Annotated in this window: 16 protein-coding genes; 15 read left to right on the top strand and 1 reads right to left on the bottom strand. The window is 59.3% G+C overall.

Features of this window, described 5'->3' with window-relative positions; genetic code table 11:
• Positions 1–73 precede the first annotated feature (73 nt).
• The 11 genes from sdhC to TU75_RS13940 all read left to right on the top strand — a co-directional run bounded on the left by sdhC (position 74) and on the right by TU75_RS13940 (position 14103).
• Positions 74–448: a succinate dehydrogenase, cytochrome b556 subunit gene (gene sdhC, locus TU75_RS13990; protein WP_003233247.1), complete on the top strand. Its 375-nt coding sequence runs from the start codon at positions 74–76 to the stop codon at positions 446–448.
• Complete coding sequence (gene sdhD / locus TU75_RS13985) at positions 442–810, top strand: succinate dehydrogenase, hydrophobic membrane anchor protein (RefSeq protein ID WP_003233245.1); 369 nt, start codon at positions 442–444, stop codon at positions 808–810. Before sdhC ends, sdhD begins: the two co-directional genes overlap by 7 nt.
• 3 nt (positions 811–813) lie before the next feature.
• Positions 814–2586 carry a succinate dehydrogenase flavoprotein subunit gene (sdhA, locus tag TU75_RS13980; RefSeq protein WP_003233243.1) on the top strand — a complete coding sequence of 591 codons (1773 nt, stop codon included), beginning with the start codon at positions 814–816 and terminating at the stop codon, positions 2584–2586.
• 11 nt (positions 2587–2597) lie between these two features.
• Positions 2598–3302, top strand: a complete 705-nt coding sequence (locus tag TU75_RS13975; RefSeq protein ID WP_003172807.1) for a succinate dehydrogenase iron-sulfur subunit — start codon at positions 2598–2600, stop codon at positions 3300–3302.
• Positions 3303–3563: 261 nt separating this feature from the next.
• Positions 3564–6395 carry a 2-oxoglutarate dehydrogenase E1 component gene (locus TU75_RS13970; RefSeq protein WP_003233241.1) on the top strand — a complete coding sequence of 944 codons (2832 nt, stop codon included), beginning with the start codon at positions 3564–3566 and terminating at the stop codon, positions 6393–6395.
• A gap of 44 nt (positions 6396–6439) precedes the next feature.
• Positions 6440–7663 carry a 2-oxoglutarate dehydrogenase complex dihydrolipoyllysine-residue succinyltransferase gene (gene odhB, locus TU75_RS13965; protein ID WP_003233239.1) on the top strand — a complete coding sequence of 408 codons (1224 nt, stop codon included), beginning with the start codon at positions 6440–6442 and terminating at the stop codon, positions 7661–7663.
• Positions 7664–7763: 100 nt separating this feature from the next.
• Entirely contained in the window at positions 7764–9200 is a 1437-nt protein-coding gene (gene lpdA, locus TU75_RS13960) for a dihydrolipoyl dehydrogenase (protein ID WP_003233237.1), read from the top strand.
• 204 nt (positions 9201–9404) lie between these two features.
• Positions 9405–10571 carry an ADP-forming succinate--CoA ligase subunit beta gene (sucC, locus tag TU75_RS13955; RefSeq protein WP_003233235.1) on the top strand — a complete coding sequence of 389 codons (1167 nt, stop codon included), beginning with the start codon at positions 9405–9407 and terminating at the stop codon, positions 10569–10571.
• Positions 10571–11452, top strand: coding sequence for a succinate--CoA ligase subunit alpha (gene sucD, locus TU75_RS13950; protein ID WP_003233233.1), 882 nt, complete (start codon positions 10571–10573; stop codon positions 11450–11452). Before sucC ends, sucD begins: the two co-directional genes overlap by 1 nt.
• Positions 11453–11882: 430 nt before the next feature.
• Positions 11883–13196, top strand: a complete 1314-nt coding sequence (brnQ, locus tag TU75_RS13945) for a branched-chain amino acid transport system II carrier protein (protein WP_060549258.1) — start codon at positions 11883–11885, stop codon at positions 13194–13196.
• A gap of 169 nt (positions 13197–13365) precedes the next feature.
• Positions 13366–14103: a DUF599 domain-containing protein gene (locus tag TU75_RS13940; protein ID WP_060549257.1), complete on the top strand. Its 738-nt coding sequence runs from the start codon at positions 13366–13368 to the stop codon at positions 14101–14103.
• A gap of 92 nt (positions 14104–14195) precedes the next feature.
• Here the strand turns inward: TU75_RS13940 and TU75_RS13935 are convergent, their stop codons facing one another.
• Positions 14196–14438 carry a hypothetical protein gene (locus tag TU75_RS13935; RefSeq protein WP_003233227.1) on the bottom strand — a complete coding sequence of 81 codons (243 nt, stop codon included), beginning with the start codon at positions 14436–14438 and terminating at the stop codon, positions 14196–14198.
• 158 nt (positions 14439–14596) lie between these two features.
• Here TU75_RS13935 and TU75_RS13930 point away from each other — a divergent pair, with 158 nt between their 5' ends.
• The 4 genes from TU75_RS13930 (at position 14597) to TU75_RS13915 (ending at position 18312) form a co-directional block, all read left to right on the top strand.
• Positions 14597–15073 carry a PaaI family thioesterase gene (locus TU75_RS13930; protein ID WP_015371646.1) on the top strand — a complete coding sequence of 159 codons (477 nt, stop codon included), beginning with the start codon at positions 14597–14599 and terminating at the stop codon, positions 15071–15073.
• Entirely contained in the window at positions 15070–15522 is a 453-nt protein-coding gene (locus tag TU75_RS13925; RefSeq protein WP_060549256.1) for a PaaI family thioesterase, read from the top strand. Before TU75_RS13930 ends, TU75_RS13925 begins: the two co-directional genes overlap by 4 nt.
• A gap of 89 nt (positions 15523–15611) precedes the next feature.
• Entirely contained in the window at positions 15612–17516 is a 1905-nt protein-coding gene (gene htpG / locus TU75_RS13920) for a molecular chaperone HtpG (protein WP_060549297.1), read from the top strand.
• A gap of 67 nt (positions 17517–17583) precedes the next feature.
• Complete coding sequence (locus TU75_RS13915; RefSeq protein ID WP_003233221.1) at positions 17584–18312, top strand: dienelactone hydrolase family protein; 729 nt, start codon at positions 17584–17586, stop codon at positions 18310–18312.
• Positions 18313–18429 lie beyond the last annotated feature (117 nt).

Here is an 18429-nt window from a genome sequence, read left to right as displayed (position 1 = left end):
GCTTACCTGACCAGTCGCACTCCCCAACAACTTTGCCCTGATTGTTAGGGGCTCTTCAGTGTGAAAAAAAGCCGTGAATAGCCAACGACCTGTAAACCTAGACCTAAGGACCATCAAACTCCCCATCACCGGCGTTACGTCGTTCCTGCACCGTGTTTCCGGCATCATCCTGTTCCTCGGCCTGGGCATCATGCTTTACGCATTGAGCAAATCCCTGGAATCCGCGGAAGGTTACGCCGAGGTGAAGGCATACTTGACCAGCCCGCTGGCCAAGTTCGTAGCATGGGGCCTTCTGTCCGCTCTGCTGTATCACCTGGTAGCCGGCGTGCGCCACTTGATCATGGATGCAGGCATCGGTGAGACGCTGGAAGGCGGCCGCCGGGGCTCGAAAATCATCATCGCCATTTCCGTGGTGCTGATCGTTCTGGCAGGAGTTTGGATATGGTAACCAGCGTAACGAATCTGTCCCGTTCAGGCCTCTATGACTGGATGGCACAGCGTGTGTCTGCGGTCGTTCTCGCGGCTTATTTCATTTTCCTGATCGGATACCTCGTCGCAAACCCGGGCATCGGCTACGAGCAATGGCACGGCCTGTTCGCCCACAATGCGATGCGAATCTTCAGTCTGCTGGCCCTTGTGGCCCTGGGCGCTCACGCCTGGGTCGGCATGTGGACCATCGCGACCGACTACCTGACGCCGATGGCGCTGGGCAAGTCCGCGACCGCAGTCCGTTTTCTCTTTCAGGCAGTCTGCGGCATCGCGATGTTCGCTTACTTCGTCTGGGGTGTGCAGATTCTTTGGGGTATCTGATTCATGGCTAACATTCCAACTATTTCCTTCGACGCCATCATTATTGGTGGCGGCGGTGCCGGCATGCGCGCTGCGCTGCAGCTGGCCCAGGGTGGTCACAAGACTGCCGTGATCACCAAGGTGTTCCCGACCCGTTCGCACACCGTATCCGCCCAGGGTGGCATCACCTGCGCCATCGCTTCCGCCGATCCGAACGATGACTGGCGCTGGCACATGTACGATACCGTCAAGGGTTCCGACTACATCGGTGACCAGGACGCTATCGAATACATGTGTCAGGAAGGCCCGGCTGCAGTGTTCGAGCTGGACCACATGGGTCTGCCGTTCTCCCGTACCGAGCAAGGCCGTATCTACCAGCGTCCATTCGGCGGCCAGTCGAAGGATTACGGTAAGGGCGGGCAGGCTGCCCGTACCTGCGCAGCATCCGACCGTACCGGTCACGCGCTGCTGCACACCCTCTATCAGGGCAATCTGAAAGCCGGTACCACGTTCCTGAACGAGTACTACGCGGTGGACCTGGTGAAGAACGCCGACGGCGCATTCGTCGGTGTGATCGCCATCTGCATTGAAACCGGTGAAACCTCCTACATCCGCGCCAAGGCCACTGTATTGGCGACTGGCGGTGCAGGCCGTATCTACGCCTCCACCACCAACGCCCTGATCAACACCGGTGACGGCGTTGGCATGGCCCTGCGTGCCGGCGTGCCGGTGCAGGACATCGAAATGTGGCAGTTCCACCCAACCGGCATCGCCGGCGCCGGTGTACTGGTTACCGAAGGCTGCCGTGGTGAAGGTGGTTACCTGATCAACAAGAACGGCGAGCGTTTCATGGAGCGTTATGCGCCGAACGCCAAGGACCTTGCCGGTCGTGACGTCGTGGCCCGTTCCATGGTTAAAGAGATCATTGCCGGCAACGGCTGTGGCCCTAACGGCGACCACGTACTGCTCAAGCTCGATCACCTGGGCGAAGAAGTGCTGCACAGCCGTCTGCCAGGTATCTGCGAGCTGTCCAAGACCTTCGCCCATGTTGACCCTGTGGTTGCGCCGGTGCCGGTTGTTCCAACCTGCCACTACATGATGGGCGGCGTGCCGACCAACATTCATGGCCAGGCGATCACCCAGAATGCCGAAGGCGTGGACGAAATCATCCACGGTCTGTTCGCCGTAGGCGAAGTGGCCTGTGTATCGGTACACGGTGCCAACCGTCTGGGCGGCAACTCGCTGCTCGACCTGGTGGTATTCGGCCGCGCGGCCGGCCTGCACCTGGAAAAAGCGTTGACCGACGGCATCGAATACGATGACGCCACCGACGCCAACATCGAAGCGGCCCTGGCCCGCCTGAACGCGCTGAACGAGCGCACAGATGGCGAAGACGTGGCTACCCTGCGCCGCGAGCTGCAAAGCTGCATGCAGAACTACTTCGGTGTGTTCCGTACCGGCGAATACATGCAGAAGGGTATCGCCCAGCTGGCGGATCTGCGCCAGCGCATCGGCAACGTCAAGATCAACGATAAGAGCCAGGCATTCAATACCGCTCGTATCGAGGCCCTTGAGCTGCAAAACCTGTTGGAAGTGGCTGAAGCGACGGCGATCGCCGCCGAGGTTCGTAAAGAATCCCGTGGTGCTCATGCCCGTGAAGACTTTGAAGACCGCGACGACGAAAACTGGTTGTGCCACACCCTGTACTTCCCGGGTGACAAGCGCGTAACCAAGCGTGCCGTGAACTTCTCGCCGAAGACTGTTCCGACGTTTGAACCGAAAATTCGGACTTACTAAGGGTGGCTGCCATGTTGAAAGTCAGTGTTTACCGCTACAACCCTGATCAGGACGCTGCGCCGTTCATGCAGGAATTCCAGGTCGATACCGGTGGTAAGGACCTGATGGTGCTGGACGTGCTGGCACTGATCAAAGAGCAGGACGAGGGTTTCTCCTATCGTCGCTCTTGCCGCGAAGGTGTGTGCGGTTCCGACGGCATGAACATCAACGGCAAAAACGGTCTGGCGTGCATCACGCCGCTGTCGGCCGTGGTTAAAGGCAACAAGCTGATCGTTCGTCCACTGCCAGGTTTGCCGGTTATCCGTGACCTGGTTGTCGATATGAGCATCTTCTACAAGCAATACGAGAAAGTTAAGCCGTTCCTGCAGAACGATACGCCGGCTCCGGCCATCGAGCGTCTGCAGTCCCCTGAAGAGCGTGAAAAGCTCGACGGTCTGTACGAGTGCATTCTGTGCGCCTGCTGCTCGACCTCGTGCCCGTCCTTCTGGTGGAACCCGGACAAGTTCCTGGGTCCAGCCGCTCTGCTGCAAGCGTATCGCTTCCTGGCAGACAGCCGTGACACCAAGACATCCGAGCGTCTGGCTTCGCTGGATGACCCGTTCAGCGTATTCCGCTGCCGCGGGATCATGAACTGCGTCAACGTATGTCCCAAAGGCCTGAACCCGACTAAGGCCATTGGTCACATTCGCAACATGCTGCTGCAAAGCGGCGTGTAACCGGCGTTGTAACAAGGCAGGACCGTTGTGCCCGTAAATGCTGCGGCGCAGGCTTCAACCGGCGCCGTAGTTTTAACTTGAGCAGCGACTTACAAAGCCGCAGCTCTTATTTTGAAGAAATGAGACAAGCAGGGGCATTCGGGTTGGTACCCGAACTATCAGCGTGATCCTAAGTGGCTTGTTTTGGTCGCTGCACTTGGCCTTTTGCAAGCAAACTCGGTGTTTTCGCCGGTGGTGTCCCCAAATCGAGGGTGACCAAGCATGCAAGAAAGCGTGATGCAGCGCATGTGGAACAGCGGCTATCTTTCAGGTGGTAACGCTGCCTATGTGGAAGAGCTTTATGAGCTCTACCTGCACGACCCTAACGCTGTGCCAGAAGAATGGCGCACCAAATTTCAGACGTTGTCTTCAGACGGCAACGCTGCCACCGATGTATCGCACGCAACAATTCGCGATCAGTTCGTGTTGCTGGCCAAGAACCAGCGCCGCGCCCAACCGGTTTCCGCCGGCAGCGTGAGCAGTGAGCACGAGAAGAAGCAAGTTGAAGTACTGCGACTGATCCAGGCTTACCGGATGCGTGGCCACCAGGCGGCCCAGCTTGACCCGCTGGGACTCTGGAAGCGTCCTGCACCCGCTGACCTGTCGATCAATCATTACGGCTTGACCAATGCCGATCTTGATACGACCTTCCGTGCCGGCGACCTGTTCATCGGCAAAGAGGAAGCGAGCCTACGCGAAATTCACGAAGCGTTGCAGCAGACATATTGCCGCACCATCGGCGCTGAATTCACGCACATCACCGATTCCGAGCAACGTCACTGGTTCCAGCATCGCCTGGAAGGCGTGCGTGGCCGTCCGGTGTTGTCCGCCGATGTACGCAGCCACCTGCTCGAGCGCGTAACCGCCGCTGAGGGCCTGGAAAAATACCTGGGCACCAAATACCCGGGCACCAAGCGTTTCGGCCTGGAAGGCGGCGAAAGTCTGATTCCGATGCTCGACGAGCTGATCCAGCGTTCCGGTTCCTACGGCACCAAGGAAGTCGTGATCGGCATGGCCCACCGTGGTCGCCTGAACGTGCTGGTCAACACCTTCGGCAAGAACCCGCGCGAGCTGTTCGACGAGTTCGAAGGCAAGAAAAAGGTCGAGCTGGGTTCCGGTGACGTCAAATACCACCAGGGCTTCTCGTCCAACGTCATGACCTCGGGCGGCGAAGTTCACCTGGCCATGGCGTTCAACCCCTCCCACCTGGAAATCGTTTCTCCAGTGGTCGAGGGTTCGGTGCGTGCTCGCCAGGACCGTCGCAACGACGCCACCGGTGAGAAAGTGCTGCCGATTTCCATCCACGGTGACGCGGCATTCGCCGGTCAGGGCGTGGTGCTGGAAACCTTCCAGATGTCGCAGACCCGTGGCTTCAAGACGGGCGGCACGGTCCACATCGTCATCAACAACCAGGTCGGTTTCACCATCAGCAACCCGCTGGACGCGCGCTCTACCGAGTACGCCACCGACGTTGCCAAGATGATCCAGGCGCCGATTCTCCATGTGAATGGCGATGATCCGGAAGCCGTGCTGTTCGTCACCCAACTGGCCGTCGACTACCGCATGCAGTTCAAGCGTGACGTGGTGATCGACCTAGTGTGCTACCGCCGTCGCGGTCACAACGAAGCGGATGAGCCTAGCGGCACCCAGCCGTTGATGTATCAGCAGATCACCAAGCAGCGCACCACCCGTGAACTGTATGCCGAAAGCCTGACCAAGGCCGGCATCGTTGACGAAGCCCGTGTGCAGGCGAAGATCGACGAATACCGCAACGCGCTGGACAACGGCCTGCACGTGGTAAAAAGCCTGGTCAAGGAACCGAACAAAGAGCTGTTCGTCGACTGGCGTCCGTACCTGGGTCACACCTGGACCGCGCGTCACGACACCTCGTTCGACCTCAAGACCCTGCAGGAACTGTCCGCCAAGCTGCTGGAAATTCCGGATGGCTTCGTCGTACAGCGCCAAGTGTCGAAGATCTACGAAGACCGTCAGAAGATGCAGGTCGGCGGCCTGCCGATCAACTGGGGTTACGCCGAAACCATGGCGTACGCGACCCTGGCGTTCGAAGGTCACCCGATCCGCATGACCGGCCAGGACATCGGCCGTGGTACGTTCTCGCACCGTCATGCCGTGCTGCACAACCAGAAAGACGCGGGCACCTACGTTCCGCTGCAGAATCTGTATGAAGGCCAGCCGCGTTTCGACCTGTACGACTCGTTCCTGTCGGAAGAAGCCGTGCTGGCGTTCGAATACGGTTACTCGACCACCACGCCGCAGGCGCTGGTGATCTGGGAAGCCCAGTTCGGCGACTTCGCCAACGGTGCCCAGGTGGTGATCGACCAGTTCATCACCAGCGGCGAGCACAAGTGGGGCCGCCTGTGCGGTCTGACCATGCTGCTGCCGCACGGTTATGAAGGCCAGGGTCCGGAGCACTCTTCGGCGCGTCTGGAGCGTTACCTGCAACTGTGCGCCGAGCACAACATTCAGGTATGCGTGCCGACAACCCCGGCGCAGATCTACCACTTGCTGCGTCGCCAGGTGATCCGTCCGCTGCGCAAGCCGTTGATCGTGCTGACGCCGAAATCACTGTTGCGTCACAAGCTGGCCATTTCGACCCTGGAAGACCTGGCCGAAGGTTCGTTCCAGACCGTTATTCCAGAAATCGACACACTCGATCCGGCCAAGGTCACGCGCCTGATCCTGTGCAGCGGCAAGGTCTACTACGACCTGCTGGAAAAACGCCGCGCCGAAGGCCGCGAAGACATCGCCATCGTGCGTATCGAGCAGCTTTACCCGTTCCCGGAAGATGACCTCATGGAGATCATCGCGCCTTACACCCAGCTCACGAACGTGGTGTGGTGTCAGGAAGAACCGATGAACCAGGGCGCCTGGTACAGCAGCCAGCATCATTTGCGTCGCAGTATCGGCAACCACAACCGGGCGCTGAACCTGGAATATGCCGGTCGTGATGCTTCTGCTGCACCTGCGTGTGGTTATGCGTCGATGCACGCCGAGCAGCAGGAAAAACTGCTGCAAGATGCTTTCACTGTTTAACGCCTTCGCGCTGACTGAAACCGAATTTTAAGGACCTACAGATAATGGCTATCGAAATCAAAGCCCCGTCATTCCCGGAATCGGTTGCCGATGGCACCGTTGCCACCTGGCACAAGAAACCGGGCGAGGCCGTCAAGCGTGACGACCTGATCGTCGACATCGAGACTGACAAAGTCGTCCTGGAAGTGTTGGCCGAAGCCGACGGCGTACTGGGCGCGATCGTTGCCGAAGAAGGCGCTACCGTTCTGTCGAACCAGGTGCTGGGCTCGATCGAAGAGGGCGGCGCTGCCGCTCCGGCGCCTGCTGCCGCTGCTGCACCGGCTGCTGCTGCACCTGCCGCCGCACCGGCTGCAGGTGGCGAAGATCCAATCGCCGCCCCGGCTGCGCGTCAATTGGCCGAAGAAAACGGCATCAACCTGGCGTCCGTCAAGGGCACCGGCAAAGATGGCCGTGTGACCAAGGAAGACGTGGTTGCCGCCGTTGAAGCCAAGAAGAACGCACCTGCTGCCGCACCGGCCAAGGCTGCCGCCCCGGCTGCTGCTGCGCCAGTGTTCGCCGCCGGCGACCGTACCGAGAAGCGCGTGCCGATGACCCGTGTGCGTGCCACCGTGGCCAAGCGCCTGGTTGAAGCACAGTCGAACATGGCGATGCTGACCACCTTCAACGAAGTCGACATGACCGAAGTCATGGCCCTGCGTTCGAAGTACAAGGACCTGTTCGAGAAGAGCCACAACGGCGTGCGCCTGGGCTTCATGTCGTTCTTCGTGAAAGCGGCTACCGAAGCGCTCAAGCGCTACCCGGCAGTCAACGCTTCCATCGATGGCACCGATATCGTCTACCACGGCTATGCAGACGTCGGCGTCGCCGTGTCCAGCGACCGTGGCCTGGTAGTGCCGGTACTGCGTAACGCCGAGCTGATGAGCCTGGCTGAAATCGAAGGCGGCATCGCCGGCTTCGGCAAGAAAGCCCGTGACGGCAAGCTGACCATCGACGAGATGACCGGTGGTACCTTCACCATCACCAACGGTGGTACCTTCGGTTCCATGATGTCGACGCCGATCGTCAACCCACCGCAAGCCGCGATCCTGGGCATGCACAACATCATCCAGCGTCCGATGGCCATCAACGGCCAGGTCGTGATCCGCCCGATGATGTACCTGGCGCTGTCGTACGATCACCGCCTGATCGATGGTAAAGAAGCCGTGACTTTCCTGGTGACCATCAAGAACCTGCTGGAAGACCCGGCGCGTCTGCTGCTGGATATCTGATAAAAGCAGCTTCAAGTTGCGAGCTGCAAGCTGCAGGAAAAATCAGCTTGGCTTGCAACTTGTTGCTTGAAGCTTGTCGCTAAATAGAGGATCTATTTTCATGTCGCAGAAATTTGACGTTGTAGTGATTGGTGCAGGTCCTGGCGGCTATGTTGCCGCCATCAAGGCCGCACAACTGGGCCTCTCGACTGCTTGCATCGAAAAATACACCGACAAGGAAGGCAAACTGGCGCTGGGCGGTACTTGCCTGAACGTTGGTTGCATTCCTTCCAAGGCGCTGCTGGACAGCTCCTGGAAATTCCATGAAGCCCAGGACGGTTTCGCGATCCACGGCATCAACCATGCCGGCGTCACCATGGACGTGCCGGCGATGATCGGCCGCAAGGCCAACATCGTCAAAGGCCTGACCTCCGGCGTTGCCACGCTGTTCAAGGCTAACGGCGTCACCTCCCTGCAAGGTCACGGCAAATTGCTGGCCGGCAAGCAGGTTGAAATCACCAAGCCGGACGGCTCGGTCGAAGTCATCGAAGCCGAGAACGTGATCCTGGCCCCAGGCTCGCGTCCTATCGACATTCCACCGGCACCGGTTGACCAGAACGTGATCGTTGATTCGACCGGCGCGCTGGAGTTCCAGGCCATTCCAAAACGCCTGGGCGTAATCGGCGCTGGCGTGATCGGCCTGGAGCTGGGTTCGGTCTGGTCCCGTCTGGGTTCCGAAGTCACCGTGCTGGAAGCCCTGGACACGTTCCTGCTGGCTGCCGACACCGCCGTGTCCAAGGAAGCCTACAAGACCCTGACCAAACAGGGTCTGGACATCAAGCTGGGTGCCCGCGTGACCGGTTCCAAGGTCAACGGCGAAGAAGTCGTGGTGACCTACACCGATAAAGACGGCGAGCAGACCATCACCTTCGACAAGCTGATCGTGGCCGTGGGCCGTCGTCCGGTGACCACCGACCTGCTGGCTTCCGACAGCGGCGTGAACATCGACGAGCGTGGTTTCATCCACGTTGACGATCACTGCGCGACTACCGTGCCTGGCGTTTACGCCATCGGCGACGTGGTGCGCGGCATGATGCTGGCGCACAAGGCTTCCGAAGAAGGCATCATGGTTGTCGAGCGCATCAAGGGTCACAAAACCCAGATGAACTACGACCTCGTGCCATCGGTTATCTACACCCACCCGGAAATTGCATGGGTCGGCAAGAACGAACAGCAGTTGAAAGCTGAAGGCGTAGAAGTTAACGTCGGCACCTTCCCGTTTGCCGCTTCCGGCCGTGCCATGGCAGCCAACGACACCGGTGGTTTTGTCAAAATCATCGCTGATGCCAAGACTGACCGCGTATTGGGCGTCCACGTGATTGGCCCGAGCGCTGCAGAACTGGTTCAGCAAGGCGCTATCGGTATGGAATTCGGCACCAGTGCCGAAGACCTGGGCATGATGGTCTTCTCCCATCCGACCCTGTCCGAAGCGTTGCACGAAGCAGCGTTGGCTGTGAATGGCGGCGCCATCCACATCGCCAACCGCAAGAAGCGCTAAGCGAGATAATAAGAAACCACGGCGGAGTTGCCCGTCGTGAGTCTTGCGCGCAGGACTCACCGCGGAATATCCGCTGGACGCAGCCTTGTGCAGCTTTACGGGCCATAAGCCCCGCAGGTTGCGCAAGCAGCAGTCACAGGTGGCGCGGCACTCATAATGAGCGCAGCGCCGAATGCGCAGTACCTAACGAAGACGGTAAAAAGCATGAATCTTCACGAGTATCAGGGTAAGCAGCTGTTCGCTGAATACGGCCTGCCAGTATCCAAGGGCTACGCAGTAGACACCCCGGAAGCAGCAGCAGAAGCTTGCGACAAGATCGGCGGCACCGAGTGGGTGGTCAAAGCCCAGGTCCACGCTGGTGGTCGCGGTAAAGCGGGCGGCGTCAAGCTGGTTCGCAGCAAAGAAGACGCCAAGGCCTTCGCACAGCAGTGGCTGGGCAAGCGTCTGGTGACTTACCAGACTGATGCCAATGGCCAGCCAGTCACCAAGATCCTGGTTGAATCGTGCACTGATATCGCTAAAGAGCTGTACCTGGGCGCTGTCGTTGACCGTTCGAGCCGTCGCATCGTGTTCATGGCTTCCACCGAAGGTGGCGTGGACATCGAGAAAATCGCTCACGAAACCCCAGAAAAAATTCTGAAAGCCACCATCGATCCACTGGTTGGCGCTCAGCCATTCCAGGGTCGCGAGCTGGCTTTCCAGCTGGGCCTGGAAGGCAAGCAAGTTGCCCAGTTCGCCAAGATCTTCGTAGGTCTGGCCAAGCTGTTCCAGGATCACGATCTGGCCCTGCTGGAAGTGAACCCGCTGGTGATCAAGGCTGACGGCGATCTGCACTGCCTCGACGCCAAGATCAACATCGACGCCAACGCCATGTACCGTCAGCCCAAGCTGAAGACTTTCCACGATCCGTCCCAGGACGATCCGCGCGAAGCGCACGCTGCCAAGTTCGAACTGAACTACGTAGCCCTGGAAGGTAACATTGGCTGCATGGTCAACGGTGCCGGTCTGGCCATGGGTACCATGGACATCGTCAACCTGCATGGCGGCAAGCCAGCCAACTTCCTCGACGTAGGCGGCGGTGCCACCAAGGAACGCGTTACCGAAGCGTTCAAGATCATCCTGTCCGACTCCAATGTCGCAGCAGTACTGGTCAACATCTTCGGCGGCATCGTTCGTTGCGACATGATTGCCGAAGGCATCATCGGTGCAGTGAAAGAAGTCGGCGTTAAAATCCCGGTTGTTGTTCGCCTTGAAGGTAACAACGCTGAACTGGGCGCCAAAGTACTGGCAGAAAGCGGTTTGAACATCATCGCGGCTACCAGCCTGACCGACGCTGCTCAACAAGTTGTCAAAGCTGCGGAGGGCAAGTAATGAGCGTCCTGATCAATAAAGACACCAAAGTTATCTGCCAGGGTATTACCGGTTCGCAAGGTAGCTTCCACACCCAGCAAGCCATCGAATACGGCACCAAGATGGTTGGCGGCGTAACGCCAGGCAAAGGCGGCACCGAGCACCTGGGTCTGCCAGTGTTCAACACCGTGAAAGATGCTGTAGAAAAAACTGGCGCCACCGCCAGCGTGATCTACGTTCCAGCACCTTTCTGCAAGGACTCCATCCTGGAAGCGGCATTCGGCGGCATCAAGCTGATCGTCTGCATCACCGAAGGCATTCCTACCCTGGACATGCTGGACGCCAAGGTTAAGTGCGACGAGCTGGGCGTGGTCCTGATCGGCCCTAACTGCCCAGGCGTGATCACCCCAGGCGAATGCAAGATCGGCATCATGCCAGGTCACATTCACTTGCCAGGCAAGGTCGGTATCGTTTCCCGTTCCGGCACCCTGACCTACGAAGCTGTGAAGCAGACCACTGACGCCGGTTTCGGTCAGTCGACTTGCGTCGGCATCGGCGGTGACCCGATCCCGGGTTCGAACTTCATCGACATCCTGAAGCTGTTCCAGGAAGACCCGAAGACCGAAGCGATCGTGATGATCGGTGAGATCGGCGGTTCGGCTGAAGAAGAAGCAGCGGCCTACATCAAGGCCCACGTGACCAAGCCGGTTGTTTCCTACATCGCTGGTGTGACTGCCCCTGCGGGCAAGCGCATGGGCCATGCGGGCGCAATCATCTCCGGCGGCAAAGGCACTGCAGACGAGAAATTCGCTGCACTGCAGGACGCAGGCGTTAAAACCGTGCGTTCGCTGGCAGACATCGGCAAGGCCCTGGCCGAGCTGACCGGTTGGGCCGTCAAGTAAGCCTCGCGCTTAACTGACGCTTCACTCCACAAAGGCCACCTTCGGGTGGCCTTTGTGCATTCCGGGTATTCCTGTTTCTTGAGCTGAGCTCATTCCAGTGTGGGAGCTGGCTTGCCTGCGAAAGCATCGACTCGGTTTGGCTGATGCACCGAGGTGCCTGCGTCGCAGGCAAGCCAGCTCCCACAGGTTGTCGCATTACTCTGCAAAAAGTGTAAAAACGCGACATTAAAATGTCGCTTATCGGACAGTGCGCCCCGCAACAGTGCGTTTGTCAGCCTATTTCTGTACCCTAGCCGCCTCTTTACGCGCCCGCATCCCAAAAGGAAGCCGAGCGCTGGACCGGTCGGCCCCCACCAGGGCCGGCAGCATTTCCCTCATCCACAGGGAAGCCCTCTCTAAATTCCGATTCAGTAGTGTGGTATTTCCTCGAATGAAAGTGTTGAAAAGCCAGGACATCCTGGCGCTGGGCTTCATGACGTTCGCGCTGTTTGTGGGCGCCGGCAACATCATCTTCCCGCCTATCGTTGGTTTGCAGTCCGGGCCTCATGTCTGGTTGGCGGCGCTGGGCTTCCTCATCACCGCAGTCGGTTTGCCGGTGGTCACCGTGATCGCCCTGGCCAAGGTCGGCGGCGGCATGGATGCATTGAGCAGCCCGATCGGCAAAGTCGCCGGCGGCCTGCTCGCGGCAGCGGCTTATCTGGCGGTAGGCCCGCTGTTCGCCACCCCGCGTACCGCGACCGTTTCGTTTGAAGTCGGCCTGGCGCCGCTGACCGGCGAAAGCCCGCTGGCGCTGTTCCTCTATAGCTCGGTGTATTTTTTGGTGGTGTTCTTCGTGTCCCTGTACCCAGGGCGCCTGCTGGATACCGTCGGCCGTTTCCTTGCGCCGTTGAAGATCATCGCACTGGCGATCCTCGGTATCGCTGCGTTTGCCCTGCCTGCCGGTGAAGTGGGCGTCGCCACGCCGGAATACGTCGCCGCGCCGTTCTCCCAAGGCTTTATCAATGGCTACCTGACCATGGATACCCTGGGTGCGCTGGTGTTCGGCATCGTCATCGTCAACGCAATCCGCTCCCGCGGCGTCGAATCGCCCAAGCTGATCACCCGCTACGCGATTATCGCCGGGCTGATCGCGGGCGTGGGCCTGGCGCTGGTGTATATCAGCCTGTTCCGCCTGGGCTCTGGCAGTCATGCCGTGGCGGCGGGCGCCAGCAACGGCGCGGCCGTGCTGCATGCTTACGTGCAAAGCACCTTCGGCTCCCTGGGCAGTGGCTTTCTGGCCGTGCTGATCTCCCTGGCATGCCTGGTGACGGCCGTGGGCCTGACCTGCGCCTGCGCCGAGTACTTCAGCAAAATCCTGCCGCTGTCCTACAAGACACTGGTGGTGATCCTGGCGTTGTTCTCGCTGTTCGTGTCCAACCTGGGCCTGACCAAGCTGATTGCGTTCTCCATCCCGGTCCTCACCGCCATCTACCCGCCGTGCATCGTGCTGGTGGCGCTGAGCTTCTGCAAAGACTTCTGGCAGGAGCAGGGCCGTATCGTCGGCCCGGTGATGCTGGTGTCGTTCATTTTTGGCGGCATCGACGCGCTCAAGGGCGCCGGCCTCGCCAATTGGATGCCCGCACAGCTGACGCATTTGCCATTAAGCGAGCAGGGCCTGGCCTGGCTGGTGCCCTCTGTGATGACGCTGGTCGTGGCGATGGTGGTGGATCGCATGCTTGGCAAGCGCAGCGAAGCGATTGCCTGACACGGTGGCACGGCTGCACAGAAATGCCTCGTATCAATCGATACGGGGCATTTTTTATGCCTGCTTGTCGACAAGGTTCTAGAGTTGCAACGCGGTCAGTAGGGGAGCGGGCTTGCTCGCTCTCACATGTTGACTGTGTGTCCATATTTTCTTGTTTATCAGGAGCCCTATGTCGTTCATCGAAACCAACCAAGTCCACATGCTCGCCGCCCTGTGGTTCGTGCTGTGCTGGGGCGGTTACACCCGTTATGCCCTCTGGAAAGCCGGCGACACCGCCTGTCTGGCCAGCGTGCTGCACCTGTATCGCGAAGACTGGATGCGCCGCATGCTGCTGCGCGACAACCGCATCGCCGACGCCAGCGTGATCGGTAATCTGGAGCGCAACGCCTCGTTTTTCGCCTCCAGCACGCTGATCATCCTTGCCGGCATTCTTACGGTATTGGGCGCCTCGGAGCGCGCCGTATCGCTGCTGGCGGACATTCCCATGGTGCAGCAGGCGTCCCAGGGCATGTCGGAAATCAAATTGCTGTGTCTGGCGCTGGTGTTCGTCTACGCGTTTTTTACGTTCAGTTGGTGCATGCGCCAGTACAACTTCGCGGCGGTGCTGGTGGGATCAGCGCCGATGATCGGTGAGCGCCAAGTGTCCGAGCAAGAGCGCAAGGCGTTTGCGCTAAGGGCGGCGCGCGTCATCTCCATGGCTGCCAACCAGTTCAACTTCGGCCTGCGGGCCTATTACTTTGGCATGACCATGCTGGCGTGGTTTGTCAGCCCCTGGCTGTTCATGTTGATGAGTGCCGGAGTCGTGGTGGTGTTGTATCGCCGTGAGTTTCACTCCGATGTGCTGCAAGTGATGGTGTATACGCAGACAGACACGCCTTCGCCGGAGGCGGTCAAGGACGCGGTTTAGTTAGAGGCATGTCGAATTAAAAACGCCAGACAAAGAAAAGCCCGCTATTAAGCGGGCTCTCTTTTACAACCAGGCTACATCAGACCGCGGTATCAGGAACCGGTCGAAGGCGTGGCTTCTTTTGCAGCGGCTGCGTTCGATTCGGCCTGAGCTTTGGCAGCTTCGGCGTTTTCTTTTGCAGCATCGTTCACTTTATCCTGAGCCTTCGCCATGTCTTTCTGAGCTTGCTCAGAGTGCGAAGCGGCGTCTTGGGCTTTGTCTTCGGATTTCTTGTCGCAGGCAGCGAGGCCAAGGGCAGCAGCCAACATCATGGAAACAGCTAAAGTCTTGCGCATGGGGTGTTTCTCCTTATTGAAGATATCTTCTGGCCTTTCGAGCCTGAGGGTTCAGCATTAGTTCCTTTTATTGCGCAGATATATAAACAAAGGCTGCCAAGGAACTTAAACCCGCACTGCCTGTTCCGCGGATCACTGCCAAAAAGAGTCTAGACCCAATGACCGAAAACTCGTTGCTGGAACGTGCAACACGCTTTGTTTGCGCTTTGCGCCATTGCCAGGTGCTGGGCATTACCGTGCATGAAGCCAGCGATAGGGGCATGACGCTGCTGCTGCCCTATGCGGCAGGTATCGTGGGCGACCCCGAGACCGGCGTCATCCATGGTGGCGCGCTTACCTCGCTGATGGACACCGCCTGCGGCATGGCCACCCTCTGTGTATTGCCCGAGTTCGAGGTGTGCCCGACCCTGGACCTGCGCATCGACTATATGCACCCGGCCGCACCGCACCAGCCGGTCTATGGGTTTGCCCAGTGTTACCGGGTCACCGCCGACGTTATCTTCACGCGGGGCTTTGCCTACCAGGATGATCCGCAGCAACCCATCGCCCATGTGGTGGGAACGTTCATGCGCATGGGCAAGCTGCTCAAAGGCGCACAGGGCCTGAGTGCCACGCTCGACGGAGATCAGGCATGACGCACCGCCTCAACACTCGCCTTGAACAAGCCCGCGCGCGCGGCGATTACACAGCGCTGCTCGAACTCATCCCTTACGCCAACCTGATCGGCATCCAATGCACGCGCCAGGGGGATGAATTGCTGTTCCGCTTGCCGGCCAACAAGGACAACATTGGTAACCCCATATTGCCGGCGCTGCATGGCGGAGTGATTGCCGGCTTCATGGAGCTGTCGGCAGCGCTGCACTTGCTGGTGTCCACCGGCGCGCCGAGCCTGCCAAAAATCATCGATTTTTCCCTGGATTACCTGCGTGCCGGGCAGTTTCGCGACACCTACGCCACCTGCCAGGTATGGCGTCAGGGCCGGCGGGTGGCCAACGTTTCGGTCACCGCCTGGCAAAGCGCGGCGGCAGAGCCGATTGCCACCGCTCGTGCGCATTTCAAGATCGAGGCACCTTGCGGCCCTTGAAATCCTTCCGTTAGCCCCCAACTTTGATGACAACCCGCCGCCAACCCTTTCGGGCGCGGCCATTGCCATCCAATTGGAGTTTGATGACCATGAGTGTGGAAACTCAAAAGGAAACCCTGGGCTTCCAGACCGAGGTGAAGCAACTGCTGCACCTCATGATCCATTCGCTGTATTCCAACAAGGAAATTTTCCTTCGCGAATTGATCTCGAACGCCTCTGACGCGGTCGACAAATTACGCTTCGAAGCCCTGTCCAAGCCTGAATTGCTGGAAGGTGGCGCTGAGCTGAAAATCCGTGTGAGCTACGACAAGGACGCGAAAACCGTCACGCTCGAAGACAACGGTATCGGCATGAGCCGTGATGATGCGATCACCCACCTGGGGACCATCGCCAAATCCGGCACCGCAGATTTCATGAAGAACCTGTCGGGCGATCAGAAAAAAGATTCGCACCTGATCGGTCAGTTCGGTGTGGGCTTCTACTCGGCCTTCATCGTCGCCGACAAGGTTGAAGTGTTCAGCCGCCGTGCCGGTCTCGCGGCCAGCGAAGGCGTGCACTGGGCGTCCAAAGGCGAGGGCGAGTTTGAAATCGCCACGATCGACAAGGCCGACCGTGGTACCCGTATCGTGCTGCACCTCAAATCCGGTGAAGACGAATTCGCCGATGGCTGGCGCCTGCGCAACATCATCAAGAAATACTCCGACCACATCGCATTGCCGATTGAGTTGCCCAAGGAGCAGACCGCGGCTGAAGGCGAAGAGAAGCCTGCCGAGGAGTGGGAAACCGTCAACCGCGCCAGCGCCTTGTGGACCCGTCCGCGTACCGAGATCAAGGACGAGGAATACCAGGAGTTCTACAAGCACATCGGTCACGACTACGAAAACCCGCTGAGCTGGAGCCACAACAAGGTTGAGGGCAAGCTCGAGTACAGCTCGCTGCTGTACGTGCCGGCCCGCGCCCCGTTCGACCTGTACCAGCGCGAAGCCCCCAAAGGCCTGAAGCTCTACGTGCAGCGCGTGTTCGTGATGGACCAGGCGGAGTCCTTCCTGCCGCTGTACCTGCGCTTCATCAAGGGCGTGGTCGATTCCAATGACCTGTCGCTGAACGTGTCGCGGGAAATCCTGCAGAAAGATCCGATCATCGACTCCATGAAGTCGGCGCTGACCAAGCGCGTACTCGACATGCTGGAGAAGCTGGCGAAGAACGAGCCTGAGCAATACAAGGGCTTCTGGAAAAACTTCGGTCAGGTCATGAAAGAAGGCCCGGCTGAAGATTTCGCCAACAAGGAAAAAATTGCCGGCCTGCTGCGCTTTGCCTCCACCCAGGGCGAAGACGGCGAGCAGGTGGTGTCGCTGGCCGACTACCTGGCGCGCGCCAAGGAAGGTCAGGACAAGATCTACTACCTCACCGGTGAAACCTACGCGCAGGTCAAGAACAGTCCGCACCTGGAAGTCTTCCGCAAGAAAGGCATCGAAGTGCTGCTGCTGACCGACCGTATTGATGAGTGGCTGATGAGCTACCTCACCGAGTTCGACGGCAAATCGTTCGTCGATGTGGCCCGTGGTGATCTGGACCTGGGTAACCTTGACTCTGAAGAAGAGAAGAAGGAAGCCGAAGAGGTCGCCAAGTCCAAAGAGGGCCTGGTTGAGCGGATCAAGGCGTCCCTGGGCGAGGCTGTCAGCGAAGTGCGGGTTTCCCACCGCCTGACCGACTCTCCGGCGATCCTGGCCATCGGCGAGCAGGACCTGGGCATGCAGATGCGTCAGATCCTCGAAGCCAGCGGGCAGAAGGTTCCGGATTCCAAGCCGATCTTCGAATTCAACCCGGCGCACCCGCTGATCGAGAAACTCGATGGCGAGCAGAGCGAAGAGCGTTTTGGCGACCTGTCGCACATCCTCTTCGACCAGGCAGCCCTGGCCGCTGGCGACAGCCTGAAAGACCCGGCCGCCTATGTGCGCCGACTGAACAAGCTGTTGGTTGAACTGTCGGTTTAACACCGCTGCAGGAAAAACCCGCTTCGGCGGGTTTTTTCATTTTAGTGCACCTCAACTGGAGTAAATCATGAGCCAAGTCACCGTGCGTTCCGTGGTCTATCAGATCGATGGCCAGTCTTATGAAAGCCGCCTGGCGTTCGACGCCAGCCACAAGGGGCCGCTGCCGGGCCTGCTGATGGCGCCGAACTGGATGGGCGTGAGTGCAGGGGCCGAAGAAATTGCCAAGAGCGTCGCCGCCAAGGGCTACGTGGTGCTGATTGCCGACCTCTACGGACAAACCGTGCGCCCGTCGAACGGCGATGAAGCCGGCGCGGCGATGATGCCGTTGAAGAACGACCGCCCGTTGCTCAACACGCGCATGCAGGTGGCGTTCGAGCAACTGCAAGGCCAGACCGAAGCGGCAGTGGATACCTCGAAACTCGCGACCTTTGGTTTCTGCTTCGGCGGTTGCTGCTCACTGGAGCTGGCGCGCACCGGCGCACCTGTGAAAGCCGCCGTGTCGTTCCATGGCACCCTCGATACGCCCAACCCGGCGGACGCGAAGAACATCAAGGGCTCGGTGCTGGTGCTGCACGGCGCCTCCGACCCGTTGGTGCCCAAGGAGCAATTGCCGGCGTTCGAAGATGAAATGAACGCGGCCGGTGTGGATTGGCAACTGCTGAGCTACGGCGGCGCGGTGCACTCCTTCACCGACCCCCATGCGAACGTGCCGGGCAAGATGATGTATGACGCGAAGACCTCTGCACGCGCGTTCCAGTCCATGCATAACTTGCTGGATGAAGTGTTCAAGGGCTGATGCTTCGGCGTCTGTTCGGGCCTCATCGGGAGCAAGCTTCCTCTCACATCGTGATCGTGTTCACCGATCTGAATGTGGGAGGGGGCTTGCTCCCGATAGCTATCTGGCAGGCAACCC

The organism is Pseudomonas poae, assembly GCF_001439785.1.
Taxonomy (GTDB): domain Bacteria; phylum Pseudomonadota; class Gammaproteobacteria; order Pseudomonadales; family Pseudomonadaceae; genus Aquipseudomonas; species Aquipseudomonas poae.
Note: the sequence above shows the minus strand (reverse complement) of the source record. Positions and strands in the feature narration are given on the sequence as shown.

Excerpts from the sequence above, each read along its gene's own strand:
- sdhD (WP_003233245.1), top strand. The coding sequence starts at position 442 with ATGGTAACCAGCGTAACGAATCTGTCCCGTTCAGGCCTCTATGACTGG.
- sdhA (WP_003233243.1), top strand. The coding sequence starts at position 814 with ATGGCTAACATTCCAACTATTTCCTTCGACGCCATCATTATTGGTGGC.
- TU75_RS13975 (WP_003172807.1), top strand. The coding sequence starts at position 2,598 with ATGTTGAAAGTCAGTGTTTACCGCTACAACCCTGATCAGGACGCTGCG.
- TU75_RS13970 (WP_003233241.1), top strand. The coding sequence starts at position 3,564 with ATGCAAGAAAGCGTGATGCAGCGCATGTGGAACAGCGGCTATCTTTCA.
- odhB (WP_003233239.1), top strand. The coding sequence starts at position 6,440 with ATGGCTATCGAAATCAAAGCCCCGTCATTCCCGGAATCGGTTGCCGAT.
- lpdA (WP_003233237.1), top strand. The coding sequence starts at position 7,764 with ATGTCGCAGAAATTTGACGTTGTAGTGATTGGTGCAGGTCCTGGCGGC.
- sucC (WP_003233235.1), top strand. The coding sequence starts at position 9,405 with ATGAATCTTCACGAGTATCAGGGTAAGCAGCTGTTCGCTGAATACGGC.
- sucD (WP_003233233.1), top strand. The coding sequence starts at position 10,571 with ATGAGCGTCCTGATCAATAAAGACACCAAAGTTATCTGCCAGGGTATT.
- brnQ (WP_060549258.1), top strand. The coding sequence starts at position 11,883 with ATGAAAGTGTTGAAAAGCCAGGACATCCTGGCGCTGGGCTTCATGACG.
- TU75_RS13940 (WP_060549257.1), top strand. The coding sequence starts at position 13,366 with ATGTCGTTCATCGAAACCAACCAAGTCCACATGCTCGCCGCCCTGTGG.
- TU75_RS13935 (WP_003233227.1), bottom strand. The coding sequence starts at position 14,438 with ATGCGCAAGACTTTAGCTGTTTCCATGATGTTGGCTGCTGCCCTTGGC.
- TU75_RS13930 (WP_015371646.1), top strand. The coding sequence starts at position 14,597 with ATGACCGAAAACTCGTTGCTGGAACGTGCAACACGCTTTGTTTGCGCT.
- TU75_RS13925 (WP_060549256.1), top strand. The coding sequence starts at position 15,070 with ATGACGCACCGCCTCAACACTCGCCTTGAACAAGCCCGCGCGCGCGGC.
- htpG (WP_060549297.1), top strand. The coding sequence starts at position 15,612 with ATGAGTGTGGAAACTCAAAAGGAAACCCTGGGCTTCCAGACCGAGGTG.
- TU75_RS13915 (WP_003233221.1), top strand. The coding sequence starts at position 17,584 with ATGAGCCAAGTCACCGTGCGTTCCGTGGTCTATCAGATCGATGGCCAG.